This is a genomic window from Neisseria sp. HMSC078C12, assembly GCF_001838065.1.
Lineage (GTDB): Bacteria > Pseudomonadota > Gammaproteobacteria > Burkholderiales > Neisseriaceae > Neisseria.
The window spans coordinates 67,998-84,785 of the sequence record NZ_KV835622.1 but is presented as its reverse complement, the minus strand read 5'-3'; the positions used below and the strand labels follow the sequence as shown (position 1 = coordinate 84,785).

The following is a 16,788-nucleotide window of genomic DNA, read 5'->3' as shown; positions in this document are numbered from 1 at the left end:
TACTCGAACCAGCTAACGAAACGAATTATGCAACAAGAGATTCAACCATGCAAGTATTTTTCTTGTAAAGTTTCTTAATTATCCAATTTACAGAACTTAAATGTAATCATGTTTCAATGCAGATAAAAAAATGCGCATACCGTTTCGATATGCGCCAAGTCTACAAAGGAGAAATAGAGGAGAAAAATCAAGCTGCATCAAGCAACTCAACGGCGCGAATTATCCTAGCCTTCTACCCGACTGTCAACTGTTTTCCTACCTATTTTCAAGCATTTTGCCAAAAAACAACAAATCCGCTATTCCCCTCTTTTTCTGGCTATTTTCGCCCATATATAAAGGAAATTTAGGGCCGTCTGAAACACATATTGCCACTGCAGGCAAACAGCCCCATACTCACACATTCATAGCCCATATCCGTCCCAACCCACGACCATGACCACCCCACTTTCCCTTGCCGTCGTCGGCCATACCAACACAGGCAAAACCTCACTCTTACGCACGCTTTTGCGCGACAGCACCTTCGGCGAAGTAAAAAATGCGCCCTCGACCACGCGCCATGTCGAAGAAGCCCTCATCAACGACGGTGATGACAGCTTGGTTTACCTCTACGACACACCCGGCCTCGAAGATGCCGGCGGCGTGTTGGACTGGTTGGAAACCCACACATCCGCACGCGATGACGGCATCGAGCGCATCCAGCAATTCCTCAACAACCATGAAGCGCATCACGAATTCAACCAAGAGGCCAAAGTGCTGCGCCAAGTCATACAAAGCGACATGGCCATGTATGTCATCGATGCGCGGGAGCCCGTCCTTAACAAATACAAAGACGAGCTGACCATTTTGTCTTGGTGCGCCAAGCCCATCATGCCCGTGTTCAACTTCACTCAAAATCAAGACCTGACCGCTTGGACCAATATGCTCGCCCGCAGAAACCTGCATGTTTACGCCGGTTTCGATACCGTTGCGTTTGACTTTGAAGGCGAAATCCGATTGTGGGACAACCTTGCCACCATGTTACCTAAGCGCGACATCCTCGACCGCCTCATCAATATGCGCCGTCGCGAGTGGCAACGGCTGGATACGGAAGCGCGCCGTGAAATTGCCGATTTTCTACTGGATGCCGCCGCATTTACCCAAGAAATTGCCGAAAACGACGACCCTGCCCCGACTTTGGAAGTCATGCAATCGGAAATCCGCCAACTTGAGCGGCAAATGCAACAACGCCTGTTCACACTTTACCGCTTCTATCACGACGAAGTCGGCAGCGACAGCACATGGATGCCCAAAGCCTTCAAACAAGATCCGTTTGACAGCGAATTGCTCAAACATTACGGCATCCGTACCGGTACCGGCGCAACCGCAGGCGCACTCATCGGCCTAGGCTTGGACATTGCCACGCTTGGTGGTTCGCTTGGTTTGGGTACGGCCATCGGCGGCCTGTTGGGCGGCATTTTGCCCAATGCCCAAGACATCACCGACAAAATCAACGGCCGACAAACCCTGCATACCGATCCAGAAACCCTTACCCTGCTCGCCGCGCGTGCGCTGGATTTGTTGCACGTCTTGCAAACGCGCGGCCATGCCGCCCAATCGCATATCGAGCTAAACGAACGCAAAGCGCCATGGAATGCGGCCAAACTGCCAAGCGAACTCAACAAAGCACGCAGCAACCGCAAATGGTCTTCGCTCAACACACACCAGCCCGAACTCAGCCGCAATGAACGCGCAGCCTATGTCGGCTCTTTAAGCGAGAAATTAAAAGTTTAAAATCGCTGTTTAACAAAAAGGCCGTCTGAAACCCAAATGTTTCAGACGGCCTTTTGATTTTAGCTGACAAAACTTATTCGGCAGCTTTGGTCTCACGTTTCAAACCGCCGCCAAGCGCTTTATACAAGTCGGCAAGGTTTTCCAGACGGGTCAGCTGATTGGCTAAAAGAGCAGTTTCTGCGTTGTAATTGCTGCGCTCGGCATCCAGCAAATCCAATGCGCTGGATACGCCATGTTTGTAACGCAGGCTGATGAGGCGCAGGCTGTCGTTGTAGGCACGGCTTTGTTTGCTCAACGCTTCATAGCTTTTATCCAACTGTTCACGCGCAACCAAAGCATTGGAAACGTCTTTGAATGCGGATTGAACAGCGGCTTCATAAGCAACGATTTGTGCCTGTTGGCGCAGTTTGGCTACGTCAAGATTGGCTTTGTTTGTGCCCCAGTCAAAGATAGGCAGCGTGATGGACGGTGCAAAAGCCCAAATACCCGTGCCGCTCTTAAACAGGCCGCTCAACTCGCCGGAAGCCGTACCGACAGAACCGGTCAGACTGATGCGTGGGAAAAATGCCGCACGTGCCGCACCGATATTGGCATTGGCTTGTTTGAGCGAGTGTTCGGCCGCGCGGATATCCGGGCGGTTGAGCAACACGTCCGAACTCAAACCAGCAGGCAGTTTGGTGATTTTGAACTGTTTGCTCAAAGGCAGACCGGCAGGCAAATCTTCGGGCAGAGGTTGATTAATCAGCATAGCCAAGGAATTGCGCGCTTGCTCGCGGTTTTTCACCGCAGAGGCGTAATCGGCTTTGGCCGATTCAATCAACGCTTCCTGTTGGCGCAAATCAACGGCGGAAATCACGCCGGCTTTATGGCGCAATTGCGAGAGCTTGTACGTCGCTTCACGGGTTTGCAACACACGTTGTGCCAATGCCATGCTTTCTTCGGCGTAGCGCTCGTTAAAGTAGGCTTTGGCCACGGTAGAAATCAAGGCCAGATGTGCGGCATCGCGGTTGGCGGCTACATTAAAATAACCTTGCAAAGCGGCTTCGCTGGTACTGCGGACACGGCCGAAGAGGTCGAGTTCATAAGAGGTTATGCCCAAACCAACGCTGTATTGGCTGCTGACGTTGCCGCTGCTCAAGCTGCCTTGACGCGAACCTGTACCGCTGGCGTTAACGGTCGGCAGCAGGTTGTTGCGCGCAATCATGTGCTGCTTGCGGTAGATTTCGGCATTCAGCGCGGCTGTACGCAAATCGGTATTGCGTTCCAATGCGATGTCGATCAAGCGGTGCAGGCGCGGATCGGCAAAGTAGTCTTGCCAACCCAATTCAGCGGCGCGGATACCGTCGTCAACAGTGTCGTATTTAAACGTATCTGCAACGGCAACTTGAGGCTGCTCATATTTCGGCATCATGGTACAGGCCGACAAAGCCACGGCGGCGGCAACGGCGGTCAGTACAGGTTTGAATGTAATCTTCTTCATTTTAGAATCCTTTAGCATTTTGAGGCCGTCTGAAAATTTTCAGACGGCCTTTGCTTTAGTGCTTGTCTGAATCGTGTTTACCGTCTTCAATCATGCCGGCTTCAGCGGCGTGTTTGACAGCCATTTCATGCTCATGCGCACTTTCTTTAAAGAATTTGCGCACAATCACATAAAACAAAGGCACAAGGAACACGGACAGAACCGTACCGATCAACATACCCCAGAACACGGTCGTACCAATCGCACGTTGGCTCGCGGAGCTGGCACCGCTGGAGAAATAGAGCGGCACCACGCCCAAGATGAAGGCGAACGAGGTCATGATAATCGGACGGAAACGCAGGTGTGCGGCGGCAAGCGCAGCTTCCAGCGCACTCTTGCCTTGCGCTTGCAGGTCTTTGGCGAACTCGATAATCAAAATCGCGTTTTTCGCACTCAAACCCATCACCGTAACGAAACCGACTTGGAAGTAGATATCGTTGGCGTATGCCGGAATGCTGCCCAGCAGGGCTTCAAACATATTACGGCCGGTTACACCCAATGCCGCGCCAACCAAACCCAACGGAATCACAAGGATAACCGCCAACGGGATAGACCAGCTTTCATACAAAGCAGCCAACACCAAGAACACCGAAGCAGCAGCCAATGCGTACAATACAACCGTTTGCGAACTGCCTTTGGCCTCTTCACGAGACTGACCGCCCCATTCCAGACTGTAACCGCCGCCCATTTCGTCAACCATTTGCTGTACCGCAGCCATTGCTTGGCCGGAAGATACGCCGCTGATAGGCGAGCCGGAGATCTCCATGGCGGGATAGCCGTTGAAGCGCACACTTTGTTCCATACCGTTTTCCCAAGAAACAGTAGCAATGGTAGAAAGCGGTACGGCAACACCGGATTTATTCGGTACGGTCAGGTTCAGAATATCGGCAGGCTGCATACGGGCATTCGCATCAGCTTGTACCATCACGCGTTGCAGACGGCCTTGATTCGGGAAGTCATTGACATAAGACGAACCCAAAGAAGAAGCCAGGGCAGTACGGATATCAGAGAACGAAATACCTTGCGCTGCTGTGGCAGAGCGATTGATGTCAATCTTCAGCTGCGGCGCATCTTCCAAACCGCTCGCACGGACGGTACTTGGGTCAAACAGGCCGCTTTTGCGCATTTTGTCGATCAGCTCGTTGCGTTTGGCCAACAATGCGGCATGACCGGTATTGTTGCGGTCTTGCAGGTTGATGGTCAAACCGGAACCGTTGCCCAACTCCATAATCGGAGGCGGAACGATGGCGATGCCAAAACCGTCTTTCAGCGTACCCATCATCATGCCGGTCAGCTTGCCGGCAACGGCAGTCGCATCACTGCCCGGCGCTTTACGCTCGCTCCAGTCTTTAAGCACGGCAAAACCCATCGCCATATTTTGACCGCTGCCCGAAAAGCTGAAACCGGAAACAGTAATAATATTTTCAATTTCAGGAATGTTTTTCGCCAACTGGGTAACTTGAGCCAGCGTCGCATCAGTACGCTCTTTGGTCGCACCCGCCGGCAGTTGCACGCTGACCATGACGAAGCCTTGGTCTTCGGTCGGCAAGAAAGAAGTCGGCAGACGCATAAACAGGAATACGCCGACAACCGCCAAACCGATGTAAACCACCATCATGCGTAAAGTCTTACGCAACACTTTGGCCACCCAGCCTTCGTAACCGTGCGTCCAGCTGTCGAATTTTTTGTTAAACCAACCGAAGAAACCTTTTTTCTCTTCGTGATGCCCCTTCTGAATCGGCTTGAGCATGGTGGCACACAATGCCGGCGTCAGCGTCAAGGCAAGGAATGCGGAGAAACCGATAGATGCCGCCATGGTCAAGGCAAACTGTTTGTAAATGTTACCGGTTGCACCGCTAAACATTGCCAGCGGAACAAATACGGACATCAAAACGGCAGTAATACCGACCACTGCGCCGGAAATCTGACCCATCGCTTTTTTGGTTGCAGCTTTAGGCGGCAGGCCTTCGCTCGCCATAATACGCTCAACGTTTTCAACGACCACAATCGCGTCATCGACCACGATACCGATCACCAATACCATTGCAAACATGGTCAATACGTTAATCGACATAACCATGTAGGAGATAAAGGCAAAACCGCCCAACAGGGAAATCGGTACAACAATAGTCGGAATCAGCGTATAGCGGATGTTTTGCAGGAAGAGATACATCACCAAGAATACCAAAACAATGGCTTCCAAAAGCGTGTGGATCACTTTTTCAATCGAAATATCGACGAATTTGGAAGTATCGTAAGGCGTTTTCCAGCTCATGCCTTCCGGGAAATATTTTTGCAGCGTCGCCAATTTTTCTTTTACAGCAGTCGCCGTAGCCAAAGCATTACCGCTGTTGGACAGCATCACTGCCATACCGGTGGTGTTCACACCGTTCAGGCGGGTGGAAGAGGAATAGTCTTCCATACCCAGGCCGACTTTCGCCACATCTTTCAGATAGACATTTGAGCCGTCGGTATTGGATACCAAAATAATGTTTTCGAACTCTTCAGCCGTACTCAACTGGCCTTGTGCAGTAACGGTCGCCGCAATAGTCTGACCTTCAACAGCAGGTAAAGAACCGATGGAGCCCGCAGAAATTTGGATGTTTTGCGTTGCAAGCGCATTGGTTACCGCAGAAAACGACAGGTTGTAGTTTTGCAGTTTTTTCGGGTCAACCCAAATGCGCATGGCGCGTTGCGCACCAAACAACCGAACCTGACCCACGCCGTCGATACGTTGCAATTCAGGTACGATATTGCGTTGCGCGTAGTCGTTCATTTCCTCGGTGGACTGTACGTCTGACGAAAGCATCACAATCATCAGGAAGTTGGAACGCGCTTTGGATACGGTGACACCATATTGTTGTACGGTAGAGGGCAATGTGGACAATACTTCAGACAGTTTGTTCTGTACGTCTACCTGTGCCAAATCTTCATCGGTCTCAGGCGTAAACGTCAGACTGACGCTGCCGCTGCCGCTGGAGTCGGCGGAAGTACTCATGTAGTCCAAACCTTCCACACCGTACATATTGCGTTCGATAACGGCCAGTACGCTGTCTTCCATTACCTGGGCAGAAGCGCCCGGATAAGTAGCGCGCAAAGTAATGGTTGGCGCGGCAACGGACGGATATTGGGAAACCGGCAATTTTTGAATGCCGAAAATACCCGCCGCGATGATAAAAATCGCAATAACCCATGCAAAGATGGGGCGGTCAATAAAAAACTTAGACATTCGCGCGTTCCTTATTTGGCTTCAGATGCAGCTTTAGCTTCAGGCTTGGCCTCGGAAGCAGCCTTGCCGTCTGAAACTGCCGGGGTTGCCGCTGTGGCGTTTGCAGGCGGCGTCCATTCTTTCGGCGTTACCTTTTTAGCACCCGACATAGCGGCAATGCTGGTACCTTCGACAACCACTTTGTCGCCGTCTTTCAGGCCGTCTGTAATCACCCAGTTGGTACCTTGCTGTTGGGCAATGGTCACGACGCGCGCTTCCATTTCGCTCTTGTCATTTACCACCATCACAGTATCTTTTGTACCGCGGCTAACTGCTTGTTGCGGAACTACAAATGCATTATCCACTGCCACTTGTTCCATCAATACGCGTACATACAAGCCCGGCATCAAGATATTTCTGTCATTAGGAATGGCAGCGCGCAAGGTAATTTGACCGGTCGTTTCGTTAACAGTCGGATCTGCAAACAGCAGACGGCCTTTTTCAGGATAAACCGCACCATCGTCAAATTTGATGTCCACTGCAATCGCGCCGTTTGCCGCCAACAATTTGCCTTCAGCAACCTGTTGACGCAGTTTCATAACCTCACTAGCAGATTGGGTAACGTTGACATACATCGGATTGGTTTGTTGGATGGTGGCCAAAACGGTGGTATCGCCGGCATTCAACAGCGTACCTTCAGAAACTTTAGATTGACCGATAAAACCGGAAATCGGCGCAGTAATGCGGGAGCGGTTCAGGCTGATACCGGCAGATTTAATGGCTGCTTGTGCAGATTTGACGCCTGCCTCTGCTGAACGCTTGGCCGTTACGGCCGCATCATATTCTTGTTGGCTGATGGCATCGGCGGCAACCAGCGGTTTGTAGCGGGCCAGGTCGGCGTTCGCTTTAGCCAAAGTCGCTTGCGCACTTGCCAACTGGGCGCGTGCGCTTTCTAAGTTTGCTTCATAAGTAGAGCTGTCGATTTGGTACAAAGGCTGACCGGCTTGCACATAGCTGCCCTCTTGGAACAGGCGTTTTTGCAGAATACCGCCGACTTGGGCGCGAACTTCGGCAGTACGCAACGATTCCAGACGGCCCGGCAACTCGGTTGTCAATGCAACGGTTTCCGGATGCACAGTAACCACACGGACTTCAGGTGCAGGTTGTTTTTGCTGTTGCTGACTGCCTTGCGCCTGTTGACCGGCTGCTTTTTCATCGCCTTTGCCGCAAGCGGAAAGCGCCAACGCAGTAGCTGCTGCAATTGCCACGACACGCATCATTTTAGAAGCATAAAGAGCCATAATTTTCCTATCTCTATGATAAATAAGGGTTTGACTAATTAAAAATTGATTACTTTAATCTCATATTTCGCAAACAGAAATTGCCTGCTTTTGTGAAAAACAGGCTGATTATATAGTGTTGAGAAACACTATCAAGTATTGAATTGAATTATACATACATTCTTGCATGTTCAGAAGTAATTTTTTATAATCCGAACCATAAATTTACATTTCCTACAAAAAACCATGAGAAGAACCAAAACCGAAGCCTTAAAAACCAAAGAATATCTCATGCTTGCCGCATTGGATACGTTTTATCAGAAAGGCATTGCCCGCACCTCGCTTAACGAAATCGCCCAAGCCGCAGGTGTAACGCGCGGCGCGCTGTATTGGCATTTCAAAAACAAAGAAGATTTGTTTGACGCCTTGTTCCAACGGATTTGCGACGACATCGAAAGCTGCATGAAAGAAGACTCGAACAACAATAACGAACAGGCCTGGCCAAGCTTCCGCCTGACCCTGACCCGTTTTTTCGAGCGCCTGCAACACAATGAGCTTCACTATAAATTCCACAGCATTTTGTTTTTAAAATGTGAACACACCGATCAAAACGAAGCAGTCATTGCCATCGCTAAAAAACACCAATCGCTATGGCGTGAAAAAATCGTTGCGGTACTGACCGACGCAATACAACAAAAAGCCCTGGCGGATAACTTAGACATCGACATGGCGGTCATCTTCATCAAGTCTTCATTAGACGGCTTGATTTGGCGTTGGCTCTCTTCCGGGCAAGGATTCGATTTGGCACAAACCGCCCCCCGCATGATTGAAATCATCATTGATACTTTGGAAAACCATCCGCAATTAAGAAAACAATCCTAAACATTAAGACTAAAGGCCGTCTGAAACATTAAAAGTTTCAGACGGCCTTTTGGTTTAAACCCAATTAACGTGTTACCGGCTTGTAACGGATACGTTTCGGTTTCGCGCCTTCTTCACCCAAACGGCGTTTCTTATCGGCTTCATATTCCTGATAGTTGCCGTCGAAGAACACCCATTTCGAATCGCCTTCGCAAGCCAAGATATGCGTGGCGATGCGGTCGAGGAACCAGCGGTCGTGCGAAATCACCATTACGCTGCCGGCAAATTCCAGCAATGCGTCTTCCAACGCGCGCAAGGTTTCCACGTCGAGGTCGTTGGACGGTTCGTCCAGCAGCAACACATTGCCGCCGCTCAATAAGGTTTTTGCTAAGTGCAAACGTCCGCGTTCGCCGCCTGACAATTGACCTGCGATTTTGCTTTGGTCGCTGCCTTTGAAGTTGAAACGTCCCAAATATTGGCGGGCGGGAATTTCAAACTGTCCGACCTGCAAAATATCGCGACCTTCGGCGATGTTGTCGAACACGGTTTTGTCGTTTTGCAAACCTTCGCGGCTTTGATCAATCAGGCTCATTTTCACAGTTTGCCCGATTTTCACTTCGCCGGAATCGGGCTGCTCTTTGCCCGCAATCATTTTGAACAGCGTCGATTTACCCGCACCGTTCGGGCCGATGATGCCGACAATCGCGCCCGCAGGCACTTTGAAGCTCAAATCGTCAATCAACACTTTATCGCCAAACGATTTGGAAACGTTCACAAATTCAATCACTTCGTTACCCAAACGCTCGGCGACGGGAATGAAGATTTCCTGCGTTTCATTGCGTTTTTGGTATTCGTAGTTACTCATTTCTTCAAAACGCGCCAAACGCGCTTTGGACTTGGCTTGACGGCCTTTGGCATTTTGGCGCACCCATTCCAATTCCTGCTTCATCGCTTTCACGCGCGCGGCTTCGGATTTCGCCTCGTTTTCCAAACGTTTTTCTTTCTGCTCCAGCCAAGACGAGTAATTGCCTTTCCAAGGAATACCGTGTCCGCGGTCGAGTTCCAAAATCCATTCGGCGGCGTTGTCCAAGAAGTAGCGGTCGTGCGTTACCGCAACGACTGTGCCGGGGAAACGCACCAAGAATTGCTCCAGCCATTCCACCGATTCCGCATCCAAGTGGTTGGTCGGCTCGTCCAGCAGCAGCATATCCGGCTTACTCAACAAGAGTTTGCACAAAGCAACGCGGCGTTTTTCACCGCCGGACAGATTGCCGATTTTGGCATCCCATTCCGGCAGGCGCAGCGCATCGGCGGCGATTTCCAATTCATGTTCTGCCCCGCCGCCCGTGGACGAACCTGCCGCAATAATCGCTTCCAAGCGGCCCTGTTCTTCCGCCAGCGCGTCAAAATCTGCATCGGGATTGGCATACTCGGCATACACTTCTTCCAAACGTTTCTGCGCGGCGGCCACTTCGCCCAAACCGCTTTCCACTTCCTCGCGTACGGTTTTTTCAGGATCAAGCTCCGGCTCTTGCGGCAGGTAGCCGATTTTGATGCCGCCCATCGGCACGGCTTCGCCCTCAAATTCCTTATCCACACCCGCCATAATCCGCAGCACGGTGGACTTACCCGCGCCGTTCAAACCGAGCAGGCCGATTTTCGCGCCGGGGAAGAAGGAAAGGGAAATATCTTTAATGATGGTTTTCTGCGGCGGCACAACCTTGCTCACGCGCAGCATAGAATAGACGTATTGTTGGGACATGGTTTTTTCTCGATTCGGTCAAACAAATTTCAGACGGCCCATTTTAACCGATTGCTCAAATACTTGCTTGTTCAAATGCCGTCTGAAAATAGAAATCGGCATCACAATATGCAGCAAAGCCGAACCAATGCTTTCATTCTCCAAAATTTTCAATACGAAACCGTAAAAAATTTGATTTAAGCCAGTTTATCTTTGAACAAACATTGCCAATATTCGATACGCTCCATAAAATGCGCCTATATCCTTGAAAGTACATAAACAAATAATAACGACAAAGAAACACCGCGCTAAAAACAATTTCAGATTTCCCAATACAAATACTTTTAAAATAAGGATTTGCCTCATGTCTGAACATACGCAAAAAACAACAAAACAAGGTTTGCCCTCACTGGCAAAAAGTACGATTTGGATGCTGAGCTTCGGCTATCTCGGCGTTCAGACGGCCTTTACCCTGCAAAGCTCGCAAATGAGCCGAATTTTTCAAACGCTAGGCGCTGACCCGCACAATTTAGGCTGGTTTTTCATCCTGCCGCCGCTGGCCGGTATGCTGGTTCAGCCGATTGTGGGCTACTATTCAGACCGCACTTGGATGCCGCGCCTGGGTGGCCGCCGCCTGCCCTATCTGCTTTACGGCACGCTGATTGCGGTCATCGTGATGATTCTGATGCCCAACTCGGGCAGCTTCGGTTTCGGCTACGCTTCTTTGGCAGCTTTGTCGTTCGGCGCGCTGATGATTGCGCTGTTGGACGTATCCTCCAATATGGCGATGCAGCCATTTAAGATGATGGTCGGCGACATGGTCAACGAGGAGCAGAAAAGCTACGCCTACGGCATTCAAAGTTTCTTAGCGAATACGGGTGCGGTTGTGGCGGCGATTCTGCCGTTTGTGTTCGCGTATATCGGTTTGGCGAACACGGCCGAAAAAGGCGTCGTGCCGCAGACTGTTGTCGTAGCATTCTATGTGGGCGCGGCATTGCTGATTATTACCAGTGCGTTCACCATCTTCAAAGTCAAAGAATACGATCCGGAAACCTACGCCCGCTATCACGGCATCGACGTCGCTGCGAATCAGGAAAAAGCCAACTGGTTCGAACTTTTGAAAACCGCGCCTAAAGCGTTTTGGACGGTTACTTTGGTACAATTCTTCTGCTGGTTTGCCTTCCAATATATGTGGACTTACTCGGCAGGCGCGATTGCGGAAAACGTCTGGCAGACAACCGATGCTTCTTCCGTAGGCTACCAAGAAGCGGGCAACTGGTACGGCGTTTTGGCGGCGGTACAATCCATTGCCGCCGTTATCTGCTCGTTTATTCTGGCAAAAGTACCGAATAAATACCATAAAGCCGGTTATTTCGGTTGCTTGGCTTTGGGTGCGCTCGGTTTCTTCTCCGTTTTCTTCATCAGCAATCAATACGCGCTGGTGTTGTCTTATACCTTAATCGGTATTGCGTGGGCCGGTATCATTACCTATCCTCTGACGATTGTGACCAATGCCCTCTCAGGCAAACACATGGGTACTTATTTGGGCCTGTTTAACGGTTCTATCTGTATGCCTCAAATCGTCGCTTCGCTGCTGAGTTTCGTCCTCTTCCCTATGCTGGGCAGCCATCAGGAAACCATGTTCTTGGTTGCCGGCGCAGTCTTGCTGATGGGGGCTTTCTCAGTATGCCTGATTAAAGAAACCCACGGCGAATAATCCGTTTCAACACCATCGGCAAAGGCCGTCTGAAACCTTTGCCGATCTGACAATTTTAATAACAGGAGCTTCATAAATGTACACAAGAATCATGGAAGTCAGCCCTTGGACACTGCGTTCGACAAAACTGGAAAAAGAGCACAAACGGCTGCAAGAGAGCCTGACCAGCTTGGGCAACGGCTATATGGGTATGCGCGGCAACTTTGAAGAAACCTATTCCGCCGACAGTCACTTGGGTACCTACATCGCCGGCGTGTGGTTCCCCGACAAAACCCGCGTCGGCTGGTGGAAAAACGGCTATCCTAAATATTTCGGCAAAGCCATCAATGCGCTCAATTTCAGCAAAGTCAAAATCTTTGTCGATGGACAGGAAGTGGACTTGGCGAAAAACGACGTTGCCGACTTCTCCGTCGAACTCGATATGCAACACGGCGTGTTGCGCCGCTCGTTCACCGTATTCGGCGTGCGTTTCGATGTGTGCAAATTCCTGTCCGTCGCGCAAAAAGAGCTGGCTCTCATCCGCTGGGAAGCCGTATCCGTTGACGGCAAAACCCACCAAGTCCGCATCGATTCCATCATCGATGCCGACGTGAAAAACGAAGACTCCAACTACGAAGAAAAATTCTGGCAGGTATTGGACAAAGGCGTTTCAGACGACCGCTCCTACATTGCCACCCAAACCGTCGCCAATCCCTTCGGCGTGGAACAATTCATCGTCAACGCCGAGCAAACCTTCGCCGGTAGCTTCAAAGCCCTCGGCGGCAGCCAAACCGACTGGCAAGTTTCTAATTCTTTCGAAGCCGAAGTCGGCGGAACGCCCGAAACCTTTGAAAAACGCGTGATTGTTACCACCAGCCGCGATTATCAAGGCTTGGAAGCGGTGAAAGCCGCAGGCCGCGCCTTGTCGGAAAAAATCGCAGGCGTTGCGTTTGAAACCTTGCTGGACGCACACAAAGCAGGTTGGCTGCACCGTTGGGAAATCGCCGACGTGGTCATCGAAGGCAGCGACGAAGCGCAGCAGGGTATCCGCTTCAACCTGTTCCAACTGTTCTCCACCTACTACGGCGAAGACGCGCGCCTGAACATCGGCCCGAAAGGCTTTACCGGCGAAAAATACGGTGGCGCGACCTATTGGGACACTGAAGCCTACGCCGTGCCGCTCTACCTCGCACTGGCGGAACCCGAAGTTACCCGTAACCTGCTGCAATACCGCCGCAACCAACTGCCGCAGGCGCAACACAACGCGCGCGAACAGGGCTTGGCGGGCGCACTCTATCCGATGGTGACGTTTACGGGCATCGAGTGCCACAACGAATGGGAAATCACCTTCGAGGAAATCCACCGTAACGGCGCGATTCCTTACGCCATCTACAACTACACCAACTACACCGGCGACGAAAGCTATCTTGCCAAAGAAGGCTTGGAAGTCTTGGTCGAAGTGTCCCGCTTCTGGGCGGACCGCGTCCACTTCTCCAAACGCAACGGCAAATACATGATTCACGGCGTAACCGGACCGAACGAATACGAAAACAACATCAACAACAACTGGTACACCAACACCCTCGCCGCATGGGTATTGGACTACACCCGTGAAGCCTTAGTGAAATATCCGCGCCCCGATTTGAACGTGAGTGCTGCCGAGTTGGAAAAATGGGCGGACATCAGCGCGAATATGTACCGTCCGCATGACGAAGAACTCGGCGTATTCGTGCAGCACGACGGCTTCCTCGACAAAGACATCCGCCCCGTGTCCGCGCTTTCGCCCGATGATTTGCCGCTCAACCAGAAATGGTCGTGGGACAAAATCCTGCGTTCGCCCTTCATCAAACAGGCGGACGTATTGCAAGGCATCTACTTCTTCGGCGACCGTTTCAACATGGACGAAAAACGCCGCAACTTCGATTTCTACGAACCGATGACCGTGCACGAAAGCTCGTTGTCGCCATGTATCCACTCTATTCTTGCTACCGAACTGGGCAAAGAAGAAAAAGCTGTGGAAATGTACCAGCGCACCGCCCGCCTGGACTTGGACAACTACAACAACGACACCGAAGACGGCCTGCACATCACCTCCATGACCGGCTCGTGGCTCGCCATCGTCCAAGGTTTCGCCCAAATGAAAACCTGGGGCGGCAAACTCAGCTTCGCCCCGTTCCTGCCGAGTGCTTGGACAGGCTATGCCTTCCACATCAACTACCGCGGCCGTCTGATTAAAGTCGCCGTCGGCAAAGAAAACGTCGTCTTCACACTGCTCAAAGGCGAACCGCTCGATTTGCAGGTGTACGGCAAAGACATCACGCTCAACGGCAGCCACACCGTCGCGTTGGAAAAATAAGGAGGGCGCAAAATGACTTTCACCGCAGTCCTCTTTGACCTCGACGGCGTCATCACCGATACCGCCGAATACCACTACCGCGCATGGAAAAAGCTTGCCGAAGAACTGGGCATCAGCATCGACCGCAAGTTTAACGAGCAGCTCAAAGGCGTGTCGCGCGACGATTCGCTCAAACGCATCCTCGCACACGGCGGCAAAACCGTCAGCGAAGCCGAGTTTGCCGAACTGACCCGCCGCAAAAACGACAACTACGTCGAAATGATTCAGGCAGTCAAACCCGAAGACGTGTACCCCGGCATTTTGCCGCTACTGGAAGCATTGAGGGCAAACGGCAAAAAAATCGCCCTCGCGTCCGCCAGTAAAAACGGCCCGTTCCTGCTGGAACGCATGGGGCTGACCCACTTCTTCGACGCCGTCGCCGACCCTGCCGCCGTCGCGCATTCCAAACCCGCCCCCGACATCTTCCTCGCCGCCGCCGAGGGCGTGGGCGCGGACATCCGCCGCTGCATCGGCATTGAAGACGCCGCAGCCGGCGTCGCCGCCATCAAAGCCGCCGGCGCCCTGCCCATCGGCGTGGGTAAAGCCGAAGACTTGGGCAGCGACATCGCGCTGGTATCCGACACCGCCGAGCTGACCTACGCCTATCTGCAAAGCGTGTGGGAACAGTCAGGCAGATAAAATATTAAGGAAGTAAAAAGGCCGTCTGAAAAACATTTCAGACGGCCTTTCTGCTTTTAGAACAGAGTGATAACCCAACTTACGCAACCATAAAGACTGAATACCAACTTTTCAACCATGCTATTCAAATTTATTTGAACGATTTTTGCTGGCTAGCCAACCTTAACAATCACTATTGAAATGCGCGCCGATGTTTTGCCGCCTTGCGTATGCGGCTTGGGCGACGGCGAGGCTGCATTCTATCAGGTTGCGGTTTTCGTATTCGGACGCGGTGTGCGGCGCGATTTGGTTTTGCTTCCAAAGCCGCAGTTGGGCGATGGCGCGGCGCAGGCCGGTATCGTTGCGGAGGATGCCCAGATGGCGTTGGTTGAAGGCTTGCAGGACGGGGCGGCTGAATGTGTTTTGGAGGTCGTCTGAAAAGATGCCTGCTTCGGCGGTGGGGTTTTCAGACGACCTTTTGGACGGTACGGTTTGGAACGCTTGTCCGTCCGCGATGGTTTGAGCGGCAAGCCTGGCGGTCACGACGCATTCGAGCAGGGAGTTGCTGGCGAGGCGGTTGGCTCCGTGCAGCCCTGTGCAGGCGGTTTCGCCTAAGGCGTAGAGCTGCGGCAGGGAGGTTCTGCCGTAGGGGTCGGTTTGGATACCGCCGCAGGTGTAGTGCTGCACGGGGCGGACGGGGATGGCTTGGCGCATGATGTCCAAGCCGCATTGGGACAGGCAGTGCCGATGGATGGACGGAAAATGCTGACGGACGAATGCTGCGGATTGATGGCTGATGTCAAGCGAGACGAAGTCTTGCGTTTGCTTGGCGATTTCGGCGGCGATGGCGCGGGCAACGATGTCGCGCGGCGCGAGTTCGGCGCGGCGGTCGTAATGCGGCATAAACCGTTCGCCCGATTGGTTGGTCAGGATACCGCCTTCGCCGCGCACGGCTTCGGAAATCAGGAAGGTGCGGCCGTTTTCAGACGGCCTTGCCAAGCCTGTAGGGTGGAATTGGATAAATTCGAGGTTTTCAACTGTGCAGCCTGCGCGTATCGCCATGGCGATGGCGTCGCCCGTGCATTCGGGCGGCGTGGTGGTGGCGGCGTAAATCTGTCCCAAGCCGCCGCCTGCGAGTACGGTATGGCGGGCGCGGATACGGTAGGTTTCTTGCGTTCGGCGGTCGAGGACGGTCAGTCCGCATGCCGCGCCTGATTCGGTTTGGACGTCCAACGCCATCTGCCGCTCGCAAACGCGGATGTTCGGGCGGCGGCGTATTTGGGCAATCAGGCTCTGCATGACGGCTTCGCCCGTGTAGTCGGCGACGTGGGCGATTCGGCGGCAGGTGTGCCCACCTTCGCGCGTCAGGTGCAGGTCGTTATTATTTTGGTCGAACGCCACGCCCTGCGCCAGCAGCCATTCGATTGCCGGTTTGCCCTGCGACAGGATGGTGCGGACGGCGGCTTCGTCGCACAAACCCGCACCCGCTTCCAAAGTATCGGCAACGTGTTTTTCGATGTCGTCCTCTCCCGACCACGCCGCCGCAATCCCGCCTTGCGCATGACGGCTGGCTGTATCGTCCAGCCGGTTTTTGCACAAAATGACGATGCGGAACGATTCAGGCAGCGACAAGGCGAGCGTTAGCGCCGCCAACCCGTTTCCGGCAATCAATACGTCGCAATCGGTTTGCATGGTGTTGT

Annotated in this window: 10 protein-coding genes; 5 read left to right on the top strand and 5 right to left on the bottom strand. The window is 52.4% G+C overall.

What is annotated here, in order from left to right; all coding sequences use genetic code 11:
- The first annotated feature begins 432 nt into the window (after nt 1–432).
- The gene (locus HMPREF2596_RS10620) at nt 433–1,770 is read left to right on the top strand and encodes a GTPase/DUF3482 domain-containing protein (RefSeq protein ID WP_070851008.1); all 1,338 of its coding nucleotides are present in this window, start codon (nt 433–435) and stop codon (nt 1,768–1,770) included.
- Nucleotides 1,771–1,843: 73 nt separating this feature from the next.
- Here the strand turns inward: HMPREF2596_RS10620 and HMPREF2596_RS10615 are convergent, their stop codons facing one another.
- From HMPREF2596_RS10615 to HMPREF2596_RS10605, 3 genes are read right to left on the bottom strand one after another with little or no spacing between them, the layout of a single operon-like run.
- The gene (locus HMPREF2596_RS10615; RefSeq protein ID WP_114139678.1) at nt 1,844–3,250 is read right to left on the bottom strand and encodes an efflux transporter outer membrane subunit; all 1,407 of its coding nucleotides are present in this window, start codon (nt 3,248–3,250) and stop codon (nt 1,844–1,846) included.
- Nucleotides 3,251–3,305: 55 nt separating this feature from the next.
- Nucleotides 3,306–6,518, bottom strand: a complete 3,213-nt coding sequence (locus tag HMPREF2596_RS10610) for an efflux RND transporter permease subunit (RefSeq protein WP_070851006.1) — start codon at nt 6,516–6,518, stop codon at nt 3,306–3,308.
- 11 nt (nt 6,519–6,529) lie between these two features.
- The gene (locus HMPREF2596_RS10605) at nt 6,530–7,798 is read right to left on the bottom strand and encodes an efflux RND transporter periplasmic adaptor subunit (protein WP_070851005.1); all 1,269 of its coding nucleotides are present in this window, start codon (nt 7,796–7,798) and stop codon (nt 6,530–6,532) included.
- A 225-nt stretch (nt 7,799–8,023) separates the two neighbouring features.
- Between HMPREF2596_RS10605 and HMPREF2596_RS10600 the strand changes: the two genes are divergently transcribed.
- Nucleotides 8,024–8,659, top strand: coding sequence for a multidrug efflux system transcriptional repressor MtrR (locus HMPREF2596_RS10600; RefSeq protein ID WP_070851004.1), 636 nt, complete (start codon nt 8,024–8,026; stop codon nt 8,657–8,659).
- Nucleotides 8,660–8,723: 64 nt separating this feature from the next.
- Here HMPREF2596_RS10600 and ettA read toward each other — a convergent pair whose 3' ends face one another.
- Nucleotides 8,724–10,400: an energy-dependent translational throttle protein EttA gene (ettA, locus tag HMPREF2596_RS10595; RefSeq protein ID WP_036493894.1), complete on the bottom strand. Its 1,677-nt coding sequence runs from the start codon at nt 10,398–10,400 to the stop codon at nt 8,724–8,726.
- Between the two features lie 343 nt (nt 10,401–10,743).
- Between ettA and HMPREF2596_RS10590 the strand changes: the two genes are divergently transcribed.
- The 3 genes from HMPREF2596_RS10590 to pgmB all read left to right on the top strand — a co-directional run bounded on the left by HMPREF2596_RS10590 (nt 10,744) and on the right by pgmB (nt 15,109).
- Nucleotides 10,744–12,096: an SLC45 family MFS transporter gene (locus HMPREF2596_RS10590; protein WP_070851003.1), complete on the top strand. Its 1,353-nt coding sequence runs from the start codon at nt 10,744–10,746 to the stop codon at nt 12,094–12,096.
- 76 nt (nt 12,097–12,172) lie between these two features.
- Nucleotides 12,173–14,431, top strand: a complete 2,259-nt coding sequence (locus HMPREF2596_RS10585) for a glycoside hydrolase family 65 protein (protein ID WP_070851002.1) — start codon at nt 12,173–12,175, stop codon at nt 14,429–14,431.
- Between the two features lie 12 nt (nt 14,432–14,443).
- Complete coding sequence (gene pgmB, locus HMPREF2596_RS10580) at nt 14,444–15,109, top strand: beta-phosphoglucomutase (RefSeq protein WP_070851001.1); 666 nt, start codon at nt 14,444–14,446, stop codon at nt 15,107–15,109.
- 162 nt (nt 15,110–15,271) lie between these two features.
- On the opposite strand, the gene nadB is transcribed toward pgmB, so the two are convergent.
- Nucleotides 15,272–16,780, bottom strand: coding sequence for an L-aspartate oxidase (nadB, locus tag HMPREF2596_RS10575; protein ID WP_070851000.1), 1,509 nt, complete (start codon nt 16,778–16,780; stop codon nt 15,272–15,274).
- Between the last annotated feature and the right edge of the window lie 8 nt (nt 16,781–16,788).

Coding starts and splice junctions, on each gene's coding strand:
- pgmB (WP_070851001.1), top strand. CDS start 14,444: ATGACTTTCACCGCAGTCCTCTTTGACCTCGACGGCGTCATCACCGAT.
- HMPREF2596_RS10605 (WP_070851005.1), bottom strand. CDS start 7,798: ATGGCTCTTTATGCTTCTAAAATGATGCGTGTCGTGGCAATTGCAGCA.
- HMPREF2596_RS10620 (WP_070851008.1), top strand. CDS start 433: ATGACCACCCCACTTTCCCTTGCCGTCGTCGGCCATACCAACACAGGC.
- HMPREF2596_RS10610 (WP_070851006.1), bottom strand. CDS start 6,518: ATGTCTAAGTTTTTTATTGACCGCCCCATCTTTGCATGGGTTATTGCG.
- nadB (WP_070851000.1), bottom strand. CDS start 16,780: ATGCAAACCGATTGCGACGTATTGATTGCCGGAAACGGGTTGGCGGCG.
- HMPREF2596_RS10590 (WP_070851003.1), top strand. CDS start 10,744: ATGTCTGAACATACGCAAAAAACAACAAAACAAGGTTTGCCCTCACTG.
- HMPREF2596_RS10615 (WP_114139678.1), bottom strand. CDS start 3,250: ATGAAGAAGATTACATTCAAACCTGTACTGACCGCCGTTGCCGCCGCC.
- ettA (WP_036493894.1), bottom strand. CDS start 10,400: ATGTCCCAACAATACGTCTATTCTATGCTGCGCGTGAGCAAGGTTGTG.
- HMPREF2596_RS10600 (WP_070851004.1), top strand. CDS start 8,024: ATGAGAAGAACCAAAACCGAAGCCTTAAAAACCAAAGAATATCTCATG.
- HMPREF2596_RS10585 (WP_070851002.1), top strand. CDS start 12,173: ATGTACACAAGAATCATGGAAGTCAGCCCTTGGACACTGCGTTCGACA.